Origin of the sequence: Bradyrhizobium sp. JYMT SZCCT0180 (genome assembly GCF_018130165.1) — a bacterium.
Taxonomy (GTDB): domain Bacteria; phylum Pseudomonadota; class Alphaproteobacteria; order Rhizobiales; family Xanthobacteraceae; genus Bradyrhizobium.
The window spans coordinates 22510-43608 of record NZ_JAFCLZ010000024.1; the positions used below are offsets into that span (position 1 = coordinate 22510).

General features: G+C 63.5%; 21 protein-coding genes. 6 read left to right on the forward strand and 15 right to left on the reverse strand.

All coding sequences use genetic code 11. The features are described 5' to 3' along the window. Positions 1-144: 144 nt before the first annotated feature. A complete protein-coding gene (locus JQ641_RS29830; protein ID WP_211999435.1) occupies positions 145-801 on the forward strand; it encodes a tetratricopeptide repeat protein in 657 nt (218 codons plus the stop codon). A gap of 202 nt (positions 802-1003) precedes the next feature. Here JQ641_RS29830 and JQ641_RS29835 read toward each other — a convergent pair whose 3' ends face one another. The 14 genes from JQ641_RS29835 to JQ641_RS29900 all read right to left on the reverse strand — a co-directional run bounded on the left by JQ641_RS29835 (position 1004) and on the right by JQ641_RS29900 (position 11887). After that, positions 1004-1984 (reverse strand): hypothetical protein, encoded by a 981-nt coding sequence (locus JQ641_RS29835; RefSeq protein WP_211999436.1) that lies wholly within the window; start codon positions 1982-1984, stop codon positions 1004-1006. 228 nt (positions 1985-2212) lie between these two features. Beyond that, a complete protein-coding gene (locus tag JQ641_RS29840; RefSeq protein ID WP_211999437.1) occupies positions 2213-2497 on the reverse strand; it encodes a cupin domain-containing protein in 285 nt (94 codons plus the stop codon). A 31-nt stretch (positions 2498-2528) separates the two neighbouring features. Beyond that, positions 2529-3626 carry a calcium:cation antiporter gene (locus JQ641_RS29845; RefSeq protein ID WP_211999438.1) on the reverse strand — a complete coding sequence of 366 codons (1098 nt, stop codon included), beginning with the start codon at positions 3624-3626 and terminating at the stop codon, positions 2529-2531. A gap of 57 nt (positions 3627-3683) precedes the next feature. Then, positions 3684-4490, reverse strand: coding sequence for an alpha/beta hydrolase (locus JQ641_RS29850; RefSeq protein WP_211999439.1), 807 nt, complete (start codon positions 4488-4490; stop codon positions 3684-3686). A gap of 18 nt (positions 4491-4508) precedes the next feature. After that, entirely contained in the window at positions 4509-5906 is a 1398-nt protein-coding gene (locus JQ641_RS29855) for an NAD(P)(+) transhydrogenase (Re/Si-specific) subunit beta (protein WP_192736793.1), read from the reverse strand. A gap of 43 nt (positions 5907-5949) precedes the next feature. Continuing rightward, a complete protein-coding gene (locus JQ641_RS29860; protein ID WP_009398926.1) occupies positions 5950-6267 on the reverse strand; it encodes a proton-translocating transhydrogenase family protein in 318 nt (105 codons plus the stop codon). 19 nt (positions 6268-6286) lie between these two features. After that, entirely contained in the window at positions 6287-7411 is a 1125-nt protein-coding gene (locus JQ641_RS29865) for a Re/Si-specific NAD(P)(+) transhydrogenase subunit alpha (protein ID WP_211999440.1), read from the reverse strand. 136 nt (positions 7412-7547) lie between these two features. Next, a complete protein-coding gene (locus JQ641_RS29870; protein WP_211999441.1) occupies positions 7548-7700 on the reverse strand; it encodes an aa3-type cytochrome c oxidase subunit IV in 153 nt (50 codons plus the stop codon). Positions 7701-7780: 80 nt separating this feature from the next. Continuing rightward, the gene (locus tag JQ641_RS29875) at positions 7781-8167 is read right to left on the reverse strand and encodes a type II toxin-antitoxin system death-on-curing family toxin (RefSeq protein ID WP_211999442.1); all 387 of its coding nucleotides are present in this window, start codon (positions 8165-8167) and stop codon (positions 7781-7783) included. Continuing rightward, a complete protein-coding gene (locus JQ641_RS29880) occupies positions 8164-8424 on the reverse strand; it encodes an AbrB/MazE/SpoVT family DNA-binding domain-containing protein (RefSeq protein ID WP_192736949.1) in 261 nt (86 codons plus the stop codon). The genes JQ641_RS29875 and JQ641_RS29880 overlap by 4 nt, the downstream gene beginning before the upstream one ends. Positions 8425-8537: 113 nt before the next feature. Next, positions 8538-9125: a dioxygenase family protein gene (locus JQ641_RS29885; RefSeq protein WP_211999443.1), complete on the reverse strand. Its 588-nt coding sequence runs from the start codon at positions 9123-9125 to the stop codon at positions 8538-8540. 74 nt (positions 9126-9199) lie between these two features. After that, positions 9200-11077 carry a M3 family oligoendopeptidase gene (locus tag JQ641_RS29890; RefSeq protein WP_211999444.1) on the reverse strand — a complete coding sequence of 626 codons (1878 nt, stop codon included), beginning with the start codon at positions 11075-11077 and terminating at the stop codon, positions 9200-9202. Positions 11078-11117: 40 nt separating this feature from the next. Further along, positions 11118-11558: a hypothetical protein gene (locus JQ641_RS29895; protein ID WP_211999445.1), complete on the reverse strand. Its 441-nt coding sequence runs from the start codon at positions 11556-11558 to the stop codon at positions 11118-11120. Further along, positions 11555-11887: a helix-turn-helix domain-containing protein gene (locus tag JQ641_RS29900; protein ID WP_211999446.1), complete on the reverse strand. Its 333-nt coding sequence runs from the start codon at positions 11885-11887 to the stop codon at positions 11555-11557. Before JQ641_RS29900 ends, JQ641_RS29895 begins: the two co-directional genes overlap by 4 nt. Positions 11888-11988: 101 nt before the next feature. Here JQ641_RS29900 and JQ641_RS29905 point away from each other — a divergent pair, with 101 nt between their 5' ends. The 5 genes from JQ641_RS29905 to mepK all read left to right on the forward strand — a co-directional run bounded on the left by JQ641_RS29905 (position 11989) and on the right by mepK (position 19132). Continuing rightward, a complete protein-coding gene (locus JQ641_RS29905) occupies positions 11989-12330 on the forward strand; it encodes a hypothetical protein (protein WP_211999447.1) in 342 nt (113 codons plus the stop codon). A 117-nt stretch (positions 12331-12447) separates the two neighbouring features. Continuing rightward, positions 12448-13083, forward strand: a complete 636-nt coding sequence (locus JQ641_RS29910) for a TerC family protein (RefSeq protein ID WP_211999448.1) — start codon at positions 12448-12450, stop codon at positions 13081-13083. A gap of 101 nt (positions 13084-13184) precedes the next feature. Further along, positions 13185-14690, forward strand: a complete 1506-nt coding sequence (locus JQ641_RS29915) for a sigma-54-dependent transcriptional regulator (protein ID WP_211999449.1) — start codon at positions 13185-13187, stop codon at positions 14688-14690. A 352-nt stretch (positions 14691-15042) separates the two neighbouring features. Next, on the forward strand, positions 15043-17196 hold the full coding sequence (locus JQ641_RS29920) for a L,D-transpeptidase family protein (protein ID WP_211999450.1): 2154 nt from the start codon (positions 15043-15045) through the stop codon (positions 17194-17196). Positions 17197-17479: 283 nt separating this feature from the next. Then, the gene (mepK, locus tag JQ641_RS29925) at positions 17480-19132 is read left to right on the forward strand and encodes a peptidoglycan L,D-endopeptidase MepK (protein WP_211999451.1); all 1653 of its coding nucleotides are present in this window, start codon (positions 17480-17482) and stop codon (positions 19130-19132) included. Between the two features lie 88 nt (positions 19133-19220). On the opposite strand, the gene JQ641_RS29930 is transcribed toward mepK, so the two are convergent. Next, entirely contained in the window at positions 19221-20987 is a 1767-nt protein-coding gene (locus JQ641_RS29930; protein WP_211999452.1) for an adenylate/guanylate cyclase domain-containing protein, read from the reverse strand. Between the last annotated feature and the right edge of the window lie 112 nt (positions 20988-21099).

A 21099-nucleotide genomic window follows, 5' to 3' on the forward strand; every position in this document is an offset into this window, starting at 1 on the left:
GCCTGCGCTTTTTCTTTGGGTTTTTTCCTTTGGGTTTTTCTTGGGGTTTTTTGTTTGTCGGTCCGAGGGCCTGACGGGTTCGGTCCGCCGGTTGCGGCTATTTTGACCGATGTATTTTGCGGCGTGCCGGGCTACCTATGCGCCATGAACGCGCGAGCATTCCGCCATAAGGCCATTCCGGCCTCCTGTTCGTTTTCTCGTGGCGCGCGCCATACGGCCGTAATTGTCGCGCTGCTGACGATCCCGCTGGGCGGCTGCTCGTTCGATCTCGGATCGTGGGGCGCGGACAGCCCAAAGCCGCAGCCCGTGGCGCAGAAACCGACCGACAATATCAGCGCGCGTAGCGTCAGCGACTCGCAAGGCTACGCCACCCGCGGCCAGGTGCTGGCCAAGTCCGGCAAGAACCAAGAGGCGCTGGCGGAATTCGATCGCGCCCTCGCACTCGATCCGTACAACGTCCAAGCGCTCTACGGCCGCGGGCTGATCTATCAAGGCGAGAAACAGTACCAACAGGCGATCGAGGATTTCACCGCCGCCAACGGCCTGACGCCGCAAAAGGTCGAGCCGTTGCTCGGCCGCGCAACAAGCTATCTCGCGATCGACAAGGCCAAGGAGGCGGCCGCCGACCTCGACGAGGCGGTGCAGGCGGATCCCAACAGCGCATCGGCGTGGTCAGCCCGCGGGCAGGCCTATGAGCGGCTCGGCGACAAGGCCAAGGCAGCCGCTTCCTATGGCCGTGCCATTGCGATCCGTCCCAAGGACGAAGCCGCACGCAGCGGCCTGGCCCGCACCGGCGGGTAGCGCGTTTTTCCAGCGAAGCATGCCCTTGATCGGGGAGTGGATACCGGCTCGCGCCAGGAAAACGCGTCAAATCAAGAATCCAGGGCCGCTCCGATTCAACCGGAACGGGCTCGGACGCAAAATCGCGAAAACAACCCCATGCAAAGATAGAAGCCCCGGTCGCGGCCTGCGTCCGGGGCACGGGAAGACACGATCTTATGAATTACTTAGGCAGGACGGCGTGGAACAGCGACTTCGCCGTCGACAGCACGTCTTCGGCCACAGCCGTGGTACGGTCGCGCACCGACGGCTCCGCCACATCCGCCCGCAAATCGAGCGGACGCGAGACCGGAATTTCGGCCGGCGGCGTCGGACGGCGCGGATCGACGGACGCATTGGCTGCGTAGGGCGGCCTGCCCTGATCGAAGATCTCCGCTCCCGAAGGCGTCGAGACCGAGATCGGCGGCGGCAGCGGGCGAAGCGCCGGTGCGGTTGCAACCCGCGGCGTTTCGCTTCGTGGCGTCTCGATCCGCGGGGTCTCGATGCGCGGAGTCTCGACTCGCTGAGCTTCGGGGGTGCGCACCACTTCGGGTGCACGCGGCGAACCATCATTGTTGACCCGCAGACGCTCGATCGCCGCGCGCGCGAGGTCGTTGGCGTCGCGGCGGTCGTCCGGCACAACAGCGGTTTCGACCGGCGGCGCGGCAACAGGCGCTGGCGGCGCGGCCGCGACGGCCGGCGTCACGGGCTGCACCGGTGACGGCAGCACGACCCTGATCTTTTCCTTTTCGCGTTCGCGCGACGCGGCGCGGGTGGCGCGCGGCTCGGCCGGAACGCTCGCGGTCTCGGCCGGCGCGTCGGCGGACTTCGCGTCAGCCTTTACGTCCGCTTTGGCTTCAACCTTCTCGACCACCGCCGGCCGTTCGGCCGCGGTCTTCTCGAGGAGGGCTTTTTCGGAAATGCCCTTGGCCCTGACGCCCGGCGTCGGCGGGTTGCCGGTTTCAGTGGCCTTGGTTTCGGTGGACTTGGTTTCAGTGGCCTTGGCTGGCGCTTTGGGGTCGGCAGCCGATACGGCGGCGGCGACAGGGGCGTCCGTGCCCGGCCTCGTGACGATGTAATGATTAACGATGTAAGCCCCGATGACGGTCGCTGCCACCGAAGGCAGGATGTCGATCGTGAATTTCGAAATATACTTCTTAAGCATGCCGGCCACTCCCCGCGGCAAGTTTGATGCGGGAACTTCTGGGCATATTGAGGGATCAACTAAGACGGATCGGTGGCAATTGTGCAGATCCTCATGAGGTTCCGTTTCTACCGCCCTAAGGCGACCCGCCGGGCTCTTGTTGCGGGGCGCTCCGGGAGCCGCACATTAACGGCTTGTCAGGACCTGCGGCCGAAATGGGTCGGTTGCGGCGCTGCCGATAACGGACGGTCAGGGCTTCAGTTCGACCTCCAGGAACACGATCTCGGTTGCCGTTTCGTTGAGCACGTCGTGCTCGACGCCCGCCTTTCGGAAATAGGATTTACCGACGGCGAGCTGCGCCTTCGAGCGTTCGCCGTTCGGCGCCACGATGGTCATTTCGCCCGCGGTCACCGGCACGATGACGTAGTCCATCCCGTGGGTGTGGTGGCCGGTGGCGCTGCCCGGCGCCAGCCGCCACTCGGTGACGCGAACTTCCGGGGTGTCGACCTGAACGTCTGACGTGGCGCTGAGCATTTTGGATGAACTCCAGGGAACGACAAGGGAACTACGGCACGAATACCATGAACAGGAATACGGCGAACACCACCATGTGCACCAGCCCGAACAGGATGTTGGTGCGACCGGTGCCGAAGGTGAGCATGCTGAGGACGAAGGTCAGCACCAGCAGCACCATCTCCTGTGTATTGAGCCCAAGCACCAATTGCTTGTCGAGCGTGTAAGCGGCGACGGCGACGGCGGGGATCGTCAGCCCGATGGTCGCCAGCGACGAGCCGAGCGCCAGATTGATGCTCTTCTGCAGGTCGTTCTTGCGGGCGGCGGAAATGGCGGCGACGCTTTCCGGCAGCAGGATCAACAACGCCACCAGCACGCCGGCGAAAGCCGGCGGCGCGCCGACACGGGCGATCGTCAAATCGACCACAACTGAGAACTTCTTGGCCAGCAGCACCACCGCCAGCAGCGCGAGCAGCAGCAGCGCAATGCTCAACGCCAGCATCCGGTTCGACAGCAGCGCCCCGTCGCCCGCGTCGCCCGTGGCATCGTTGATAAAATAGTCGCGATGCCGGATGGTCTGGGTATAGAGAAAAACACAATAGAGAATGAGCGTGACGACGCTGACAAAGCCGAGCTGGGCCGCCGAATAGATCGGGCCCGGCGCCGTCAGCGTGTAGTTGGGCATGATCAGCGTGATGGTCGCCATCACGAACAGCACACTGAGATACAAGTTGGCGCCGGAGACCTGAAAATCCTGCTCGCGATAGCGCAGCCCGCCGATGAAGATGCAGATGCCGACCAGGCCGTTGCACACGATCATGACGACCGCGAACACCGTGTCCCGCGCCAGCGTCGGCACCGGTTTGTCGCCGAGCATGATGGTCGCGATCAGCGCGACCTCGATGATGGTGACTGCCAGCGTCAATAACAGCGTGCCGTAGGGCTCGCCGATCCGTTCCGCGATCATTTCGGCGTGATGCACGGCGGCAAACACCGTGCCGAACAGGATCGCCAGCAGCAGCGCCGCGAACAGGAAACCGCCGACCGTCGGCGTGAAGGTCAGCCCGAGCGCGGTGGCGACCACGAACAGCGCCACCGCCAAGGCAGGGAAAATCCACGACGATTTCGGCATCGGGCCGTGCGCGCTCATGAAATCAGAATCCTCGAAATGACAGCGGGCCGACTATGCAGCAAACAATCGCCGCCGTCAGCCTTTTGCGGCATTGATGAATTGCCGCGCTGCTGCCGTTGCACCATAAGCATCGAGATCGTTGTGGCTGCCGTCAGGGAACCTGACGATCGTCTTGGGCTCGTGCGCAAGGGCAAACAGACGCTCGCCAAATGCGATCGGGATCGTGGCATCGCGCGCGCCATGCAGGACCAGGAGCGGCGCGTTCACCCGCGCGATGCGCTGGTCGGAATGGAATGGATCTTTGATCGCCCAACGAACGGGGAAGATCGGAAACGCGGCAGCGCCAACGTCGGCAAGCGATGTATAGGGCGCCTCCAGAATGATCTTGCCAATCGGCTGCTCGGCCGCCAGCGCCACCGCGACGCCGGTGCCGAGCGAAAAACCCCAGGCCACGATCCTGTCCGCGCTGTATCGCGCCGTCGTGAAGGCATAGGCCGCGGCCGCATCCTGCAGCAAGCCGCGCTCGCTCGGGTGTCCGCTCGAGCCCGCATAGCCGCGATAGGACAGCGCGACGATGCCAGTGCCGTCGGCGATCAGTTCGCGAAAGCGCCCGAAGAAGCCGGCGAGGAAATCGCCGTTGCCGTGGAAATAGAGAATGACGGGACGGCCGGGCCGGGCCGGAACGTGCCAGACAATGATCTTCTCACCGTCCGCGGTGGCCAGCACATGTTCTTCGGCTTCCGGAAAACCGGCCGCCTGCGGGGAAGTGCGCTCGGTGGTGGGAATCGGAAACAGCATCGAGCGCTGCAAGAAGAACAGCGCGGCAAGCCCGCAGGCATAACCGACCGAAACGACAATCAGCAGCCATTTCAGGACGGTCATGACTTCCCGTGCGCGGAATTACATCCCCTTGACGATGTTCTCGGTGACCTTCTTGGCGTCGCCGAGCAGCATCATGGTGTTGTCGCGATAGAACAAGGGATTGTCGATGCCGGCATAGCCCGACGCCAGCGAACGCTTGATGAACATGACAGTTCCGGCCTTCCAGACCTGCAGCACCGGCATGCCGTAGATCGGCGAGGTCTTGTCGTCCTCGGCCGCCGGATTGGTGACGTCGTTGGCGCCGATCACGAAGGCGATGTCGGCCTGGGCGAATTCGGAGTTGATGTCCTCGAGTTCGAACACCTCGTCATAGGGCACGTTGGCCTCGGCCAGCAGCACGTTCATGTGGCCGGGCATGCGGCCCGCGACCGGATGGATGGCGTACTTCACCTCGACGCCTTCCTTCTTCAGCAGATCGCCCATTTCGCGCAGCGCATGCTGGGCCTGCGCCACCGCCATGCCGTAGCCGGGCACGATGATCACCTTCTGCGCGTTCTTCATGATGAAGGCCGCGTCGTCCGCCGAGCCGAGTTTGGCAGGCTTCTGCTCGCCACCGCCACCGCCGGCCGCCGCGGTCTCGCCGCCGAAGCCGCCGAGGATGACCGAGATGAAGGAACGGTTCATCGCGTGGCACATGATGTAGGACAGGATCGCGCCCGACGAGCCGACCAGCGCGCCGGTGATGATCAGCGCGGAATTGCCGAGCGTGAAGCCGATGCCGGCCGCGGCCCAGCCGGAATAGGAGTTCAGCATCGAGATCACGACAGGCATGTCGGCGCCGCCGATCGGAATGATCATGAGCACGCCGAGCACCAGCGCGATGATCGTGATCAGCCAGAAGTCGAGCGCGCTGCCGGACCGCACCAGGCCGAAGATGAAGAACACCAGCGCCAGAGCCAGCGCGATGTTGATGATGTGGCGCGCCGGCAGGATGATCGGCGCGCCGCTCATGCGGCCGGACAGCTTCAGGAACGCGATCACGGAGCCGGTGAAGGTCAGCGCACCGATCGCGACGCCGAGCGACATTTCGATCAGGCTCGCGGCGTGAATCTGCCCGGGCTTGCCGATGTCGAACGCTTCGGGCGCATAGAACGCGCCGGCGGCCACCAGCACCGCGGCCATACCGACCAGCGAGTGGAAGGCGGCGACCAGTTCCGGCATCGAGGTCATCGGCACCCGCCGCGCGATCACCGCTCCGATGCCGCCGCCGATGGCGATGCCTAATATCACCAGCACCCAGGCGAGGCCGTCCGCCGGCGGATGACTGGCGAGCGTGGTCGCGACCGCAATCGCCATGCCGACCATGCCGAACAAATTGCCCTGGCGGGACGATGCCGGACTGGACAAGCCGCGCAGCGACAGGATGAACAGCACACCCGCCACGAGATACAATAATGCAGCCAGATTGGCGTTCATCTCAGGTCCCCCATTGTCTTCGCCACCCCGAGGTGCACGCCGCTCACTTTACCTTCTTCTTGTACATCGCCAGCATGCGCTGGGTGACAAGGAAGCCGCCGAAGATATTCACGCAAGCGAAGATCAGCGCGATGAAGCCGAAGCCGCGCGCCCAGCCTGAGCCGCTCGAGATCATGGGAACGCCGACCGCGAGCAGCGCGCCGACCACGATCACCGACGAGATCGCGTTCGTCACCGACATCAGCGGCGTATGCAGCGCGGGGGTCACCGACCAGACCACGAAGTAGCCGACGAAAACGGCAAGGACGAAGATCGACAGCCGGAACACGAAGGGATCGACGGCCTGTGCAATATGATCCATGGCGGCTCTCCTGGGCTGGCTATTTAGGCTGGAAGTTCGGATGGATGACGGCGCCGTCTTTGGTCAGCGCGGTGGCCTTGACCAGCTCATCGTCCCACTTCACGTCGAGCGCCTTGGTGGTCTTATCCACCATCGTTTCAATGAAGTTGAACAAATTGCGTGCATACAGGCTGGAGGCGGACTGTGCGACGCGGCCGGCGACATTGGTATAGCCGACGATCTTGACGCCATCGGCATCGACGACCTCGCCGGCCCTGGCGCCCTCGACATTGCCGCCGCGCTCAATCGCCAGATCGATCAGGACCGAGCCGGGCTTCATCGACTTGACCATGTCGGCGCTGACAAGCTTCGGCGCCGGGCGGCCCGGGATCAGCGCGGTCGTGATGATGATGTCCTGCTTCTTGATGTGCTCGGCGGTCAGGGCGGCCTGCTTGGCCTGATACTCTTTCGACATTTCCTTGGCATAGCCGCCGGCGGTCTGGGCGTTCTTGAACTCCTCATCCTCGACAGCGAGGAATTTGGCGCCGAGACTTTCGACCTGCTCCTTGGTGGCGGGCCGCACGTCGGTCGCGGTGACGACGGCGCCAAGCCGGCGCGCGGTCGCGATCGCCTGCAGGCCGGCGACGCCGACGCCCATCACGAACACTTTTGCCGCGGGAACCGTGCCCGCTGCGGTCATCATCATGGGGAAAGCGCGGCCGAACGCCTCGGCGGCCTCGATCACTGCGCGATAGCCGGCGAGGTTGGCCTGCGACGACAACACGTCCATCACCTGCGCGCGGGTGATGCGCGGCATCAATTCCATTGCGAAGGCCGACACGCCGGAGTCGGCGATGGTCTTGAGCGCCGCCTCGTTGCCGTAGGGGTCCATGATGGCGATGACCAGGGCGCCGCGCTTGTATTGGCCGAGTTCCGAGGCCTCCGGCCGCTTCACCTTGATGATGATGTCGGCATCCTTCAGCGCGTCCGCACTGATGGTGGCGCCGGCCGCGGTATATTCAGAATCCGGCAGGCCCGACTTGATGCCTGCTCCCGGCTCCACCACCACTTCGGCACCGATCGCCTTGAACTTCTTCACGGTGTCGGGGGAAGCAGCCACCCGCGGTTCGGACGGATCGATTTCCTTGGCAACGGCAATCTTCATGGGGCCTCCGGCGGCGCGAGGGCGCGCGCGCAAGCAAACTAGCGTTATTTCCGCTTAGTTGGATACCGGTTTCATAACCGGGCGACGTGCAAATTTTTCTGGTCACCGCCGCCCGGGCGGTGCAGCCGGCGACGCATCAGGTCAGGAAGTAGCCCATCAGGGCGACGATCACCACAACGGCCAAGGTGCCGTATTTGACCAGCATGATGAACCCTTCATAGGTCTGCTCATGGGCCGGATAATCGTTGCCGTCAGCGGTCGTGTAGGCCACTTCGCTATGGTCTGCCATCGGTATCCCCAGTCAATCCACGATCTGGCGTGCAATTACCGCAAAGCCGCCAGCAGGGCAACGGGACAAAGCCTATCGGGTCATTCGGAAGGCCAATTATCCCGGATCCAGCGGGTCAGGCTTTCCTCGCTGACCTCGCCCGCGGCCAGGGAAAGGATGATGGCCGTGGCGTGCGCCGGATCGGGCGCGAACGGGATGTCGTTGACCCGCAAAAACACCATCATGGCGTGGAATGCGGTGCGCTTGTTGCCGTCCACAAAGGCGTGGTTCCGGGCAAGACCGAACGCATGGGCTGCGGCGAGCGCGGCCATATCAGTCTGTCCATAAGCCCATTGATTGACCGGCCGCATAACCGCCGACTCCAGAAGGCCGTGATCCCGGAGGCCTTCTGGTCCGCCAAATATCGCCAGTTGCTCGGCATGCATGTCGATGACTTCGTCGACATCGAGGCAGATTGGCTCACTCATTTTGCAAGCGCGGCAAACGTATCGCGGTATTCGTGCATGATCTGGCGGGCGATTTCCATCGTCCGCGCATGCTTGGGGTTGAACGGCGAAAGACGCAGGCTGCCATCCGGTTGCTCGACCGGATAGAACTTGTCGCCCTCCTTGAGATTCAGTCGGGCAAGGAGCTCTTTCGGCAGGATCACACCGACCGAATTGCCAATCTTCCGAATTTGAAGCGCGGTATCCTCGATCTTGTACTCACGAGGGGCTTCGTTCATGCCGCGAGGGGTCTTGGTCATAGCACTGGCTCCGTTATACGGAACGTATAACACGGCGTGCCCGCCTGTTCAACAAATGTTTTACCGGAAATGCCAGCGCGGCGCGAAAGCGCCTAGCCGACCACGAAATCGAACCGCCCGGCGAGCCATCCGGCGTTCTTGGCGGTGCGCACCAGCAACGCCTTGCGGAACAAGCCGTCGGAACGGTTTTGCGATTCGCCGGGAAAATAGAGCTGGGTGGTCAGCACGCGGCCGCCGCGCGGCTGTACCTTCACATGGATGTGGCGGGTGCGGCCGGGATAAACGCCGGGCACGACGCTGCGCAATCGATAGCGCCCTTCCGCATCGGTGAACTGATGACCGCGCAGCCGGAAGCCGGAATTGTCATACTGGCCTCTGCCGTCGGCCTGCCAGAAATCCAGCAAAGCGCCAGAGACCGGCTTGCAGGCACGGGTAAGCACGAACCCGACCAGTTCGATCGGCTGTCCCGCCATGCCCTCTTCAAACAGTTCGATCCGCTCGGGCGAGGATGGCTTGAAATACGGCCCTTCGGTCTGCGCCAGCGTTGCCGCCTCGCCGCCGTGGCAGGCCGGCGTTGGTTGAAGCGGCGCCTGGGCAACACCGCTTTCGATCCCGAACAGCGAACCGGCTGCGAGAGCACCCGCTCCAAGCACGGCGCGTCGTGTCGGCGTGTCGACCATGAGCGCTCCACTCCTGACGTCGCCGTCATGATGGGATGCGACGACGGCCGAAGTTTGTCGCCGCGCCGCGTGCGTCAGCCCATCGTTTCCAGTTCGTCGATCATGCCTGATATGACCGACAGCCCGCCGTCCCAGAACTTGGGATCCTTGGCATCGAGCCCGAACGGCTTCAGCAGTTCGGAATAATGCTTGGTGCCGCCCGCCGCCAGCATCGCAAGATAGCGCTCGGCAAAGCCGTCGGAGGCGTTCTCGTAGACCGCATAAAGCGAGTTCACCAGGCAATCGCCGAACGCATAGGCGTAGACGTAGAACGGCGAATGGATGAAGTGCGGGATGTACATCCAGAAATTCTCGTAGCCCGGGCGGATGTCGATGGCCGGCCCGAGGCTTTCACCCTGCACGCTGAGCCAGATCTCGCCGATGCGCTGGGCGGTCAATTCGCCGTTCTTGCGCTCGGTGTGGATGGCGCGCTCGAACGAATAGAACGCGACCTGCCGCACCACGGTGTTGATCATGTCCTCGACCTTGCCGGCGAGCAGCGCCTGGCGCTGTTTCGCATTCTTGGTCTGCCCGAGCAGCCGCTTGAAGGTCAGCATTTCGCCGAACACGCTGGCGGTTTCGGCGAGCGTCAGCGGCGTCGGCGCCATCAGCGCACCGTTTTTGGCCGCCAGCACCTGGTGCACGCCGTGGCCGAGTTCATGCGCCAGCGTCATCACGTCGCGCGGCTTGCCTTGATAGTTCATCAGCACATAGGGATGCGCCGACGGCGTGGTCGGATGCGAGAAGGCGCCCGGCGCCTTGCCCGGCCGCACCGGGGCGTCGATCCAGCGGTCGGTGAAGAAACGCTCGGCGATATCGGCCATCTCGACCGAGAAGCCGCGATAGGCCGTCAGCACCATGTTGCGGGCCTCGGGCCAGGCGATCGTGCCGGTCGCCGCGAACGGCAGCGGCGCGTTGCGATCCCAATGCGCCAGCTTCTTCTTTTTGAACCAGCCGGCCTTGAGCGCGTAATAACGGTGCGAGAGCCGTGGATAGGCCGACCTGACCGATCCGACCAGCGCATCGACCACCTCGCGCTCGACGCGGTTGTTGAGATGCCGGGAATCCGCGACATCCGCAAAGCCGCGCCAGCGATCGGAAATCTCCTTGTCCTTGGCGAGCGTGTTGGTAACGAGCGCAAAGGTCCGCTCATTCTCCTTGAAAGTTTTCGCCAGCGCCTGCCCCGCGGCCTTGCGCTTTTCCGGCGCGCGGTCCTGCAGAAAATTGAGCGTCGGCTCGATCGCCAGTTCTTTTCCGCCGACCTTGAAGCGCAGGCCGGAGATGGTCTGGTCGAACAGCCGGTTCCAGGCGGCATAGCCGCTCTGGGATTTTTCGTGAAACAACTGCTCGACGCGATCTTCGAGCTGATACGGCTTGTCCTTGCGCAGATCCTCGATCCACGGGCGATAGTAGGCGAGTTCGGGCGTCTGCAACGCGCGCTCAATCACGGTGTCGTCCACGCGGTTGAGTTCGAGCCCGAAGAACAGCAGATGCACCGATGCGGCAGTTAGCCGCTCCGAGACGTCGCCGTAGAATTTCGTGATCGCGGGATCGACGCTGTCGCCGGCGTGGATAAGGCCGGCATAGGAGCCAAGGCGGCCGGCGAGGTCGTCGATCGCCTCGTAGCGCTTGACCGCTGCGGCGAGCCACTGCCCGCCATTATCCTTTGCAACGTTCTCGGCCAGCTTGCCCTTGTAGTCCGTCTCGAACGCGATGCATTCGGCATCCATCTTCTGCAAGTCACGCGCGACTTCGGGGGCGTCGATGCCGGAATAGAGGTCGGCCAGATTCCATTCCGGCAATTTGCCGGTTTTCGATTTGGCTGCGGTGGCCTTGCTGACGGCAGTTCCCTTGCTGATTGCGGTTTTGCGGGATGTCTTGCTGGCGCGGGAAGTCGCGGATTTCGCGGTCATGAACACTTTCAAACTGGCGTGATGATTTTTGACGAGGCGATCAGGCGAACGCTGCCAGCTGCGGCGCTATCTGCACCAGCAGTTCTTCGCCTTCCGCGATCAGCTCGAACCTTTCGTAGACAGCGCTCCGAATCGCACACCACAGCGTGATCGCCTTGACCATCAGCCACGACGTGGACGGGACCGCCGCCCTGGCGTGCAGCGCGACGATATCGAGGTTTCGATGCTCGAACAGCAGCCGGCCCGATCCGTCCTCCAGGATATAACGTCCCCCGATCCGGGACACACACAGCTCGCAGGCCTGATCCGGAAGCGCACCCAACAGATAGAACTGGGCATCGCCTTTCTCGGTGATGCCGGTTTCCCATTCGCGGCCGGTCGATGGCGCGAGCGCGGCCTGCAATGCCGCGCAGATTGTATTGAGTTCCCGTTCGCTCCAGATGCCGGTTTCCTGTGTGCGCTCAAACGCAACCACGCTCATTTGCTTTCCGCTCCGAACAGCAGCCGGTGCAATTCCGGCTCGTAGTACATTAATAGATGCCTAGCGAACGCGGCCTGTTCAAGACCCAACTCGCCGGCCCACGCGCCCATAATTTCAGTCGGAACGCGGCTGAACCCGTTCTCGACCTGTGAGATGAACGTATAATATTTGAGACCGAGCCGCGCGGCGAGATCTGCCTGCGACAATCCGGCATCGGCCCTGCGCAACTTGAGCCAATCCCCAGCCTGTTTCCGCAATTGCTTGGCTTCCGTGGCGACCTTGCCCGGCAGCTGTACAGCGAAAACATCTTGATGTTTTGCTCGTTTCATGATTACTAAACTACCTAGATTGAATTCCGGAACAGGCAATGTTCCCTACCACAATCTCGCGGTTTCCCTCAGTTCGAGAATCTCTGGGAGGACAATAATCCATGGCTATCGCAGATCGCAGCCCGATTGTCCGGACCAAGGGCCAGGAAAACACCGCCCGCGGCAAGGAGCTGATGGCCGGCATCCTGCTGGTAGCTGTGATCGCTGCGCTCGGACTCCGCAGCCTCGTGCCTGTTGATGCGCTGGCGCCCGCGATTGTCACCCTGCTGTTTGCAGTCGGCGCGACGACGGCAGGCTTCGCGCTGCTGTGCCGGCGCGACCGGTTCCGCACCATGTGGTTCGACCTCGCCGGCAGCCTGACTTTCATCGGCGTCGTGCTGTCCGTGCTCATCGAGCCCGACCAGATGACGAGGCTCTTCGCCCTTTCGGGTCAACCCGAGTAACCGGAACAGTTTTCCGCAGCTTGGCTGCGTTTTTTTGTCTGCACGTCCAAGCCCGGGCCCCTCTGGCAGTTCAAGCGAACTGCGATGTCGGATTGGACCATCCACGGAGAGGCCCGCATGTTTGAACTAATCACCTCGCAACACCTGACAGCGCTTTTCCAGGTCATCATGATTGACCTGGTGCTCGCGGGGGACAATGCGATCGTCATCGGTCTTGCAGCCGCCGGGCTACCCGAAGGTCAGCGCAAGAAGGCGATTCTGATCGGCATATTGGCCGCCACTCTCCTGCGCATCGGCTTTGCTTCCGTCACGGTTCAGCTCCTGCAAATCATTGGACTGCTGCTCGCGGGCGGCGTTCTTTTGCTTTGGGTGTGCTGGAAAATGTGGCGCGAGCTGCAGATGTCGCATCAACCAAGGCCCCAGAGTCTGTCGTCCGCAGCGATCGATACACCAGCCGATGCGGGCCGCCAGAAGACGCTTGGCCAGGCCGTCTGGCAGATCACGCTCGCCGACGTGTCGATGTCGCTCGACAATGTGCTCGCCGTCGCAGGTGCGGCGCGCGAGCATCCAATGATCCTGATATTCGGCTTGGCACTTTCCATTGCGCTGATGGGGCTCGCCGCCAACTTCATCGCGCGCCTGCTGGAAAAGCATCGCTGGATCGCCTATGTCGGCCTCGCCATCATCCTCTATGTGGCTTTCGACATGTGCTATCGCGGCGTCCTGGAGGTGTGGCCACACCTCAACGCCTAGCCGCTCTCACACAGCCGCCCTCCAACAATTAAGTGTGCGTTAATCGCCATAGGCGAGAGTGCCCCGATTCGATACAGTTCGCGTAACGTGCGGGGTAAACCATGGCTGCCACCATTCTAATTGCTGATGACGACGCGGTGCAGCGCCGTCTGGTAGAAAACATGGTGCAGAAATGCGGCTATGAGTCCCTCGTCGTCGACAGCGGCGACGCCGCCGTGGCCTTGCTGACCGCCCCCGACGCGCAAGCGATCGATGCCGTCGTTCTCGATCTCGTGATGCCCGGCCTCGACGGCCTCGGCGTGCTCGCGAAAATTCGTGATGCCGGATTGACCGTTCCCGTCATCGTGCAGACCGCCCATGGCGGCATCGACAATGTGGTTTCGGCGATGCGCGCCGGCGCGCAGGATTTCGTCGTCAAGCCGGTCGGCTTCGAACGGCTGCAGGTCAGCTTGCGCAACGCGCTCAACACGCAGGCCTTGAAGGGCGAATTGCAGCGCATCCGTCACAGCCGCGAAGGCCGACTGACCTTTGCCGATATCATCACCCGCAGCGAAACCATGGCAGGCGTGCTGCGCACCGCGCAGAAGGCCGCCTCATCGGGCATTCCGGTGCTGATCGAAGGCGAGTCCGGCGTCGGCAAGGAATTGTTCGCCCGCGCCATCCACGGCAGCAGCGAGCGCAAGGCCAAGCCGTTCGTGGCCGTCAACTGCGGCGCGATCCCCGACAATCTGGTGGAATCGATCCTGTTCGGTCACGAGAAGGGCGCTTTCACCGGCGCCACCGAACGCCACATGGGCAAGTTCGTCGAAGCGTCCGGCGGCACGCTGTTCCTCGACGAGGTCGGCGAACTGCCGCTTGCAGCCCAGGTAAAACTGCTTCGGGCATTGCAGGAAGGAACGGTTGAGGCCGTCGGCGGCCGCAAGCCGGTGAAGGTCGACGTCCGCATCATTTCGGCGACCAACCGCAAACTGCTCGACCTCGTGAAGAACGGTGCCTTCCGCGAGGACCTGTTCTATCGCTTGCACGTGCTGCCGCTGACCATTCCGCCGCTTCGCATGCGGCGGGAAGACATCCCGCATCTGTTGCGGCACTTCCTGGCGCGGTTCAGCGCCGAAGAGAACCGCACCATCACCGGCATAACGGGTGAAGCCATGACGCATCTGGCGCAGCTCGATTGGCCCGGCAATATCCGCCAGCTCGAAAACACCGTGTATCGCGCCGTGGTGCTGAGCGAGAGCGACCAGCTTGGCCTGTCGGACTTCCCGCATGCCGCCGCCCACCACATCGTCCCGGACACGGACACCCAGGCTCTGCACGGCGAACCGCTGATCGTGGGTCCGTCGACGGCGCCTGCGATGGTTTCAGGTAATGAGATACCGATCGCGCCGCTGAGCAACACCGGCAGTCTCGCGATGCTGACCCCCGCGGGCGAGGTGCGGCCGCTCGAGGAAATGGAAAACGAGATCATCCGTTTCGCGATTTCGCACTATCGCGGGCAAATGTCGGAAGTGGCGCGCCGGCTGAAGATCGGCCGCTCCACGCTCTATCGCAAACTCGATGAGGCCGCCGCCAACGATCCGGCTGAGGGCGCGCAAGATACCAATTGAGCAGCAACTGAGCCCCACGGACGATTGTGGCGCTCCGGTGGCAAAGGCCTGAGCGCCATCGGCGATTCGGGAACCTTCGAACCGTGGCTTGCCGGTGACAGACAAATGTCAGGGGGCATGGCAAAACCACGCCACTCGAATTGCAACTGGTGGTTTGAGGTCAGTTTGTCGTGAGTTGCCCCCCATGGCGCTGGCTGCATGAAAGGGGCGCATGTATCGTCTGCGTTTGAATCGTTGCGTGCAGGCGTACCGACTTAAAGCGATCGAGGCCGGCGCTTTCGCGCAAGCTGTGACGAGCGATACCTGAAGGACTGCTCCATGCCGGGGTAGTTCCGCCCAAGGGGGTGTGACGATGCGTGACTGTTCGACCAACCGTGCTGGGTTTGACCGCGTGCTGATCGCTGTCGCGGCAACTTTCCTCGCGGTGTCCGCGACCTCTGCACTGGCCGGTCAGAGCGATACGCCCCGGACCAGTGCTGCAGAACTCGCAATCGATGCAGCGGTCCCGCGTCCCGAACCGGCCAACGTTCCACCGCCGACCATCGGCGATTTCAAGATCGAGAGCACCGCGTCGGTGCCCGATCCAGCCAAGACGGCAGCGCCCGCTCCGGGCACGACTGCAACCGTTCCCGATCCGAAGCCGGCCGAAACCGTCGCCGCGCCTGCGGCTGCGCCCCCCAAGATCGACGCTCCCAAGAGCGACACCGCGACCACGACGCCCGCAACGGCTGCGGCACCTGCCGCGGAGCCGGTCAAGGCCGCGAGCAATGTCGCGCCGGCGGATCAGCCGGTCGCCGACAAATTGCGCGACATGCTTGCCAGCAAGGCGCTGCGCACGTTCGATCGCAAGGGCGAGCGCGCCGCGGTCGAAAAATTCTACAGCGCACGCGAATATGCGCCGCAGTGGACGCAGGCCGGCAAACTGACCGCCAGCGCCAAGGGCGTCGTCGCGCGCCTGAAGGACGCTGCTGCCGACGGCCTCAACCCCGCCGACTATCCGGTGCCGGATTTCGCAGCCGCCACCTCGCCCGACCAGCTCGCCGACGCCGAACTCAAGCTGACAGCCAGCATGCTCGATTATGCACGCCAGGCGCAGAGCAGCCGGATGCACTGGTCGCAGGTCGCTGCCGACATCCTCTATCCCGAGCATCCGACCGATCCGGCCGAAGTGCTGGCCAACGTCTCGACCGCCAAGGATGCTTCCGCAGCGCTCGAGGGCTACAATCCGCCGATCAAGCTGTACAAGGATTTGAAGGCCAAGCTCGCCGAACTGCGCGGTCAGGGCGAAGGCCCGGTGGTGCAGATCGCCGAAGGCGCTCCGCTCGCATTCAAGGCCGCCACCAAGAAACAGCCCGAGGTCGCTCCCGAAGATCCGCGTGTGCCGCAACTGCGCGCCAAGCTCGGCGTCACCGAACATCCTGATGACACCAGGTACGATGCCAAGGTCGCCGCAGCGGTACGCAAATTCCAGGAAAGCGTCGACCTCAAGCCGACCGGCGTGCTCGACGACAAGACCGTCAAGGCCATCAACAGCCCGAAGCGTGATCGCCAGATCGACATCGTGATCGCCAACATGGAGCGCTTGCGCTGGCTGCCGCGCCAGCTCGGCGTGCCGGCGCTCAACAATGCCTATGTCATCCTCAACGTGCCCGACTTCACGCTCAAGGTGATGCAGGGCGGCGCCCAGGTCTGGACCACCCGCGTGGTAACCGGAAAGCCGGGAAACCACGCCACGCCGATGCTGACCGAGACGATGAAGTTCATCACCGTCAATCCGACCTGGAACGTGCCGCCGTCGATCATCTACAACGAATATCTGCCGGCGCTGCAGCAGGATCCGACCGTGCTGCAACGCATGGGATTGAAGCTCGAACGCAACCGCGACGGCTCGATCCATATCTCGCAGCCGCCGGGCGAAGCCAATGCGCTCGGCCGTATCCGCTTCAACTTCCCGAACAAGTTCCTGGTCTATCAGCACGACACGCCGGACAAGAACCTGTTCGCCAAGGAAGAGCGCGCCTTCAGCCATGGCTGCATGCGGGTGCAAAATCCGGATCAGTACGCCTCGACGCTGCTCAACATCGTCATGCCGAACGACAAATACACGCCGGAAAAAATCCGCAGCATGTATGGCCGCAGCGAGATCGACCTGAGATTCCCGACGCCGATCCCGGTCCACATCACCTATCAGACCGCGTTCGTGGATGAATCCGGCAAGCTGCAGATGCGCAGGGACGTTTACGGCCGCGACGCAAGGATGCTGCCGCTGCTCAAGAATTCCGGAAGCAGGGATCTGGAAAACGTTGTGGCCCATGCCAACCCGAGCTACGTCCGGCCGAGCGGCGCGTCGCTGCCGTCCAACGTCGCCTTCAACAATGACTACGGCAGCTCCGGTCCTTCATTCTTCGAGCGGCTGTTCGGCGGACCGTCGGTCACGCCCCCCGCGCCGGTCGGCCGCCGGCCGCAAGCGCAACCCCAGCAGCAACGGCGGGTGATCACCCGTTAAACCCCGGGGGTCTTAATCCCCGGGTCCCCGCCACCTGTCGAAATGTTTAAGTAAAATCAACGGTCTCGCCGCTTTGGCGAGATCGTTTACGTTAACCATTATCCATCTCGGTTTTGGCACCGGGCACTTTTTCGCCACAGTCGGCGGGTTAGGTTAAGCCTAACTTGGGGGCGGGTCGGTAAACTTCGGTTAACCCTCCCGCTTTAATAAAGCGTTCACCCTCTTTCGCAGGTCCTTGGGAGGCCTGGTTTGCGAAAGAGATTCGTGATCGCTGGTCGACTGGGTGGGCTCATACGTGCTGGCTGGTTTCGCGCGCCAAATCAATTCGCTTCGTCTGCCGAAGGCCGGATATCAAATCGGCCTGACTTCCCTGTTGCTCCTTGCCGGAGCCGGGTCGGTGCATGACGCGACCGCGCTGAACGAGACCCGGACGCTTTCTTTCCACCACACCCACTCCAACGAAGACCTCACCGTCACCTTCAAGCGCGACGGACGCTACGACGAAGAGGCGCTGAAGAAACTCAATCACTTCCTCCGCGACTGGCGCAGCCAGGACCAGACCACGATGGATCGTCACCTCTTCGACATCCTCTGGGAAGTCTACCGCGACGTCGACGGCAAGCAGCCGATCCAGATCATCTCCGCCTACCGCTCCCCCGCCACCAACGCCATGCTCCGCCGCCGCTCGTCCGGCGTGGCCCGCCACAGCCAGCACACGCTCGGCCACGCGATGGATTTCTTCATCCCAGGCATTGCGCTCGAGCAGATCCGCGCCGCCGGACTTCGCCTGCAGCGCGGTGGCGTCGGCTTCTACCCGACCTCGGGTTCGCCGTTCGTTCATCTCGATACCGGCAGCGTCCGTCACTGGCCGCGCATGACCCATGACCAGCTGGCCAGGGTGTTCCCCAACGGTCGTACCGTTCACCTGCCCTCGAATGGTGGTCCGCTGAAGGGTTATGAACTGGCCCGCGCCGACATCGAGAGGCGCGGCAGTGGCGCCGACGCCGCAACGGTCGGCAAGAAGCCCAGCCTGTTCGCCTCGCTGTTCAAGGGCGGCAAATCCAACGAAGAGGATGATGAGGGCGGCGCCCCCGTCACCGTCAGGAACGAGAAGCCTGCTCCTTCTGTGGTGGCCGCCGCCGCGGCCCCGAAGGCCGCCGAGATCGTGCCGACGCCGCGCGCAAAACCGGTCGCGGCAACGATCCAGCTGGCCTCGGCTGATGCGCAGATCGTTCCGGCGCCCAAATCCAAGCCGGAGGCGTCCAAAGCGGAGGCCAAGCCGGCCGCGCAGGCTTCCGCCGACAAGCCGGCCGAGCCGAAACCGCAGACACCCGCCGACATCATCAACGCCCGCGGCTTCTGGGGCGATGCGCCGACGACGGCCAATCAGCCCACCCCCGTTCAGCTCGCGGCCCTCAGGGCCCGTCAGGCCGTCGGCGCCGCCGATCCGCAGCCGACTGCCAGCGTTGCCGAGGCCTTCAACAAGGCGCTGGCCTACGCGCCGGCCGCCTCCTCGCCCGTTGACCGCGCCAACGTGGTTGCCGCCTCCGCGCCGATCCCGCGCACCGTGCGGCCGGCGCGCAACGCCGCCGCCACCGAAATCAACACCGTCGTCGCCAAGGGATCGCAGGGGGCACCGCAGGGCCAGGGTAGCGTGATTTCGACCTCGACGCGGCTTGCCGCCGCCAAGGGCAACGATGTCTGGATGCGGGTCGTTATGCTGGCGCCGAGCGCGAGCAACGCAATGTCGACGACCGTGCTCGGCGATACCGACATGACGCTGATGCGCAGCTATTTCATCAAGCCGCCGTTCGCGATCACGATGGGCTTCTCGGAAGATCCGATGCTCGGGATGACCACCGACCGGTTTACCGGATCGGCGACCGCCAAGCTCACCACGCAGTCTTTCGTCGTGCGCACGGCGTCACTGCGCTAGGCGCGCACAACTTCCATTAATGTCGAAATCATCCTCGCGAGCGCGCGGCGCCTCATTGCCGTGATCACCGTGCTCGTGCTCGGCTCTGTCAGGCCGGCAAGCCTGCCTTGAGCAGGCCAGCCTCGTGACGCTGGCGGTCGATGGCGTGCTTGTAATGCTGGGTGGCGAGGTAAACGGCCACCGAGAATGTCGGCTCTGACTTCAGAACCTCGGCCGCGTGCGCAGCGGCAGCGACCGCGTTGCCCATCTGCGCAAACGTGGCCGCGAGGAAGGCATGATGGGTGTAGTCGGGCCGCGTGATACGCGAAAAGGCCTCGATGGCGTCGGCATATTTCTCGGCGCAGTAGCAGGCGCGCCCGAGGTGGCTCCAGAAGCGCTCCGGGTGGTACGGGTTGAGGCGCATCGCCTTCTTGATCCAGTCGATGCCTTCCTCCGGCCGCCCGAGCCAGGTTAGCAGCTCGCCCTGCTGCACCACGACAAGGTCGTAGTTGGGGTTGAGCGCGAGCCCTCGCTCCTGGTGATATGCGGCCTTGTCATGGTCGTTCCGGTTCAGGTTCAGCGCGGCGAGAATCCGGTGCACGTCGCTGTCATTGTCGTCGAGCGCCAGCGTGACCTCCAGCTCCGCGGCTACCTGATCGAAGGTGGCATCGCGATCGGCACACCAGCCATAGACCCACGTCTGGCCCAGCACGCATGCTTTCCAGGCGTGGGCATGCGCATAGTTCGGGTCGAGCGCGAGGGCGCGGTCGAGCAGGCGCTGCGCTTCGGCGTTGTCCTCGCGCGTCGAGCGGTGGTGCCGCACCTTGGCTGCCAGCACGCACTCATAAGCCGCCATGCTTTCGGTCGGCTTGCGTTTTGCGCGGTCGTGCCTGGCGGCCTCGACCCGGCCGGGGAGCGTCGCGACGATCGCATGGGTGATCTCGTCCTGGATGGCGAATATGTCCTCAAGCTCGCGGTCGTAGCGTTCGGCCCAAACGTGCTGGTCGGTTTCTGCATCGATCAGCTGCACGGTGACGCGGACGCGATCGCGCGCCTTGCGCACGCTTCCCTCGAGGACGTAATCGACGCCGAATTCGCGCGCGATCTCGCGCACGTTGACCGCCTTGCCCTTGTGCACGAACGTCGAGTTGCGCGAGATGACGAGCAAATCGCGGAAGCGCGACAGCTCGGTAATGATGTCCTCGGTGAGGCCGTCCGCGAAGAATTCCTGCTCCGGATCGCCGCTCATGTTGGCGAGCGGCAGTACGGCGATCGACGGCTTCTTGGAGGCCGGCGCCGGCGCCGCAGCGTCCTTTGCGCCATGTGGCGCGGCTTCTGGATCGGCGTCGAGCCGGACCCGGAAGACGCGGATCGGACGGACGATGTTCTTGACGCTCTGCTCGCCGAGATCCTCGAATGCGACGTCATCCAGCCGTTGGCCGACCTGATCGCGCACCGCGCCCGAGACACAGATGCCGCCAGGCTCGGCGAGCATTTCGAGACGCGCCGCCACGTTGACGCCGTCGCCAAAGATGTCGTTGTCCTCGACGATTACGTCGCCAAGATTGATGCCGATCCGGAACTGTATCCAGCGCGCCGGGGAGACGTCGGCGTTGCGCCGCGCCATCCGGCGCTGAATCTCGGCGGCACACAGCACGGCGTCGGCGACGCTGCGGAATTCGACCAGCATGCCGTCGCCGGTGGTCTTGATGATGCGGCCATGGTTCTTCGTGATGGAGGGATCGATGAGTTCGATCCGATGGGTCTTGAGACGGGCAAGCGTCCCCGTCTCGTCAACCTCCATGAGCCGGCTATATCCGACCATGTCGGCGGCAAGGACCGCTGCCAGCCTCCGCTCTGGTCCAGGCACGTCCATTTCCAGCTTCCCTCGCGGGCAGCCTAACAGACGCGGGGCTGTGGCCCAAGCTGGTTGCGCCGGAGAATCCAGGGCCCCGTTCCGATTCCATCGGAACGGGGCTCTGGGTGAC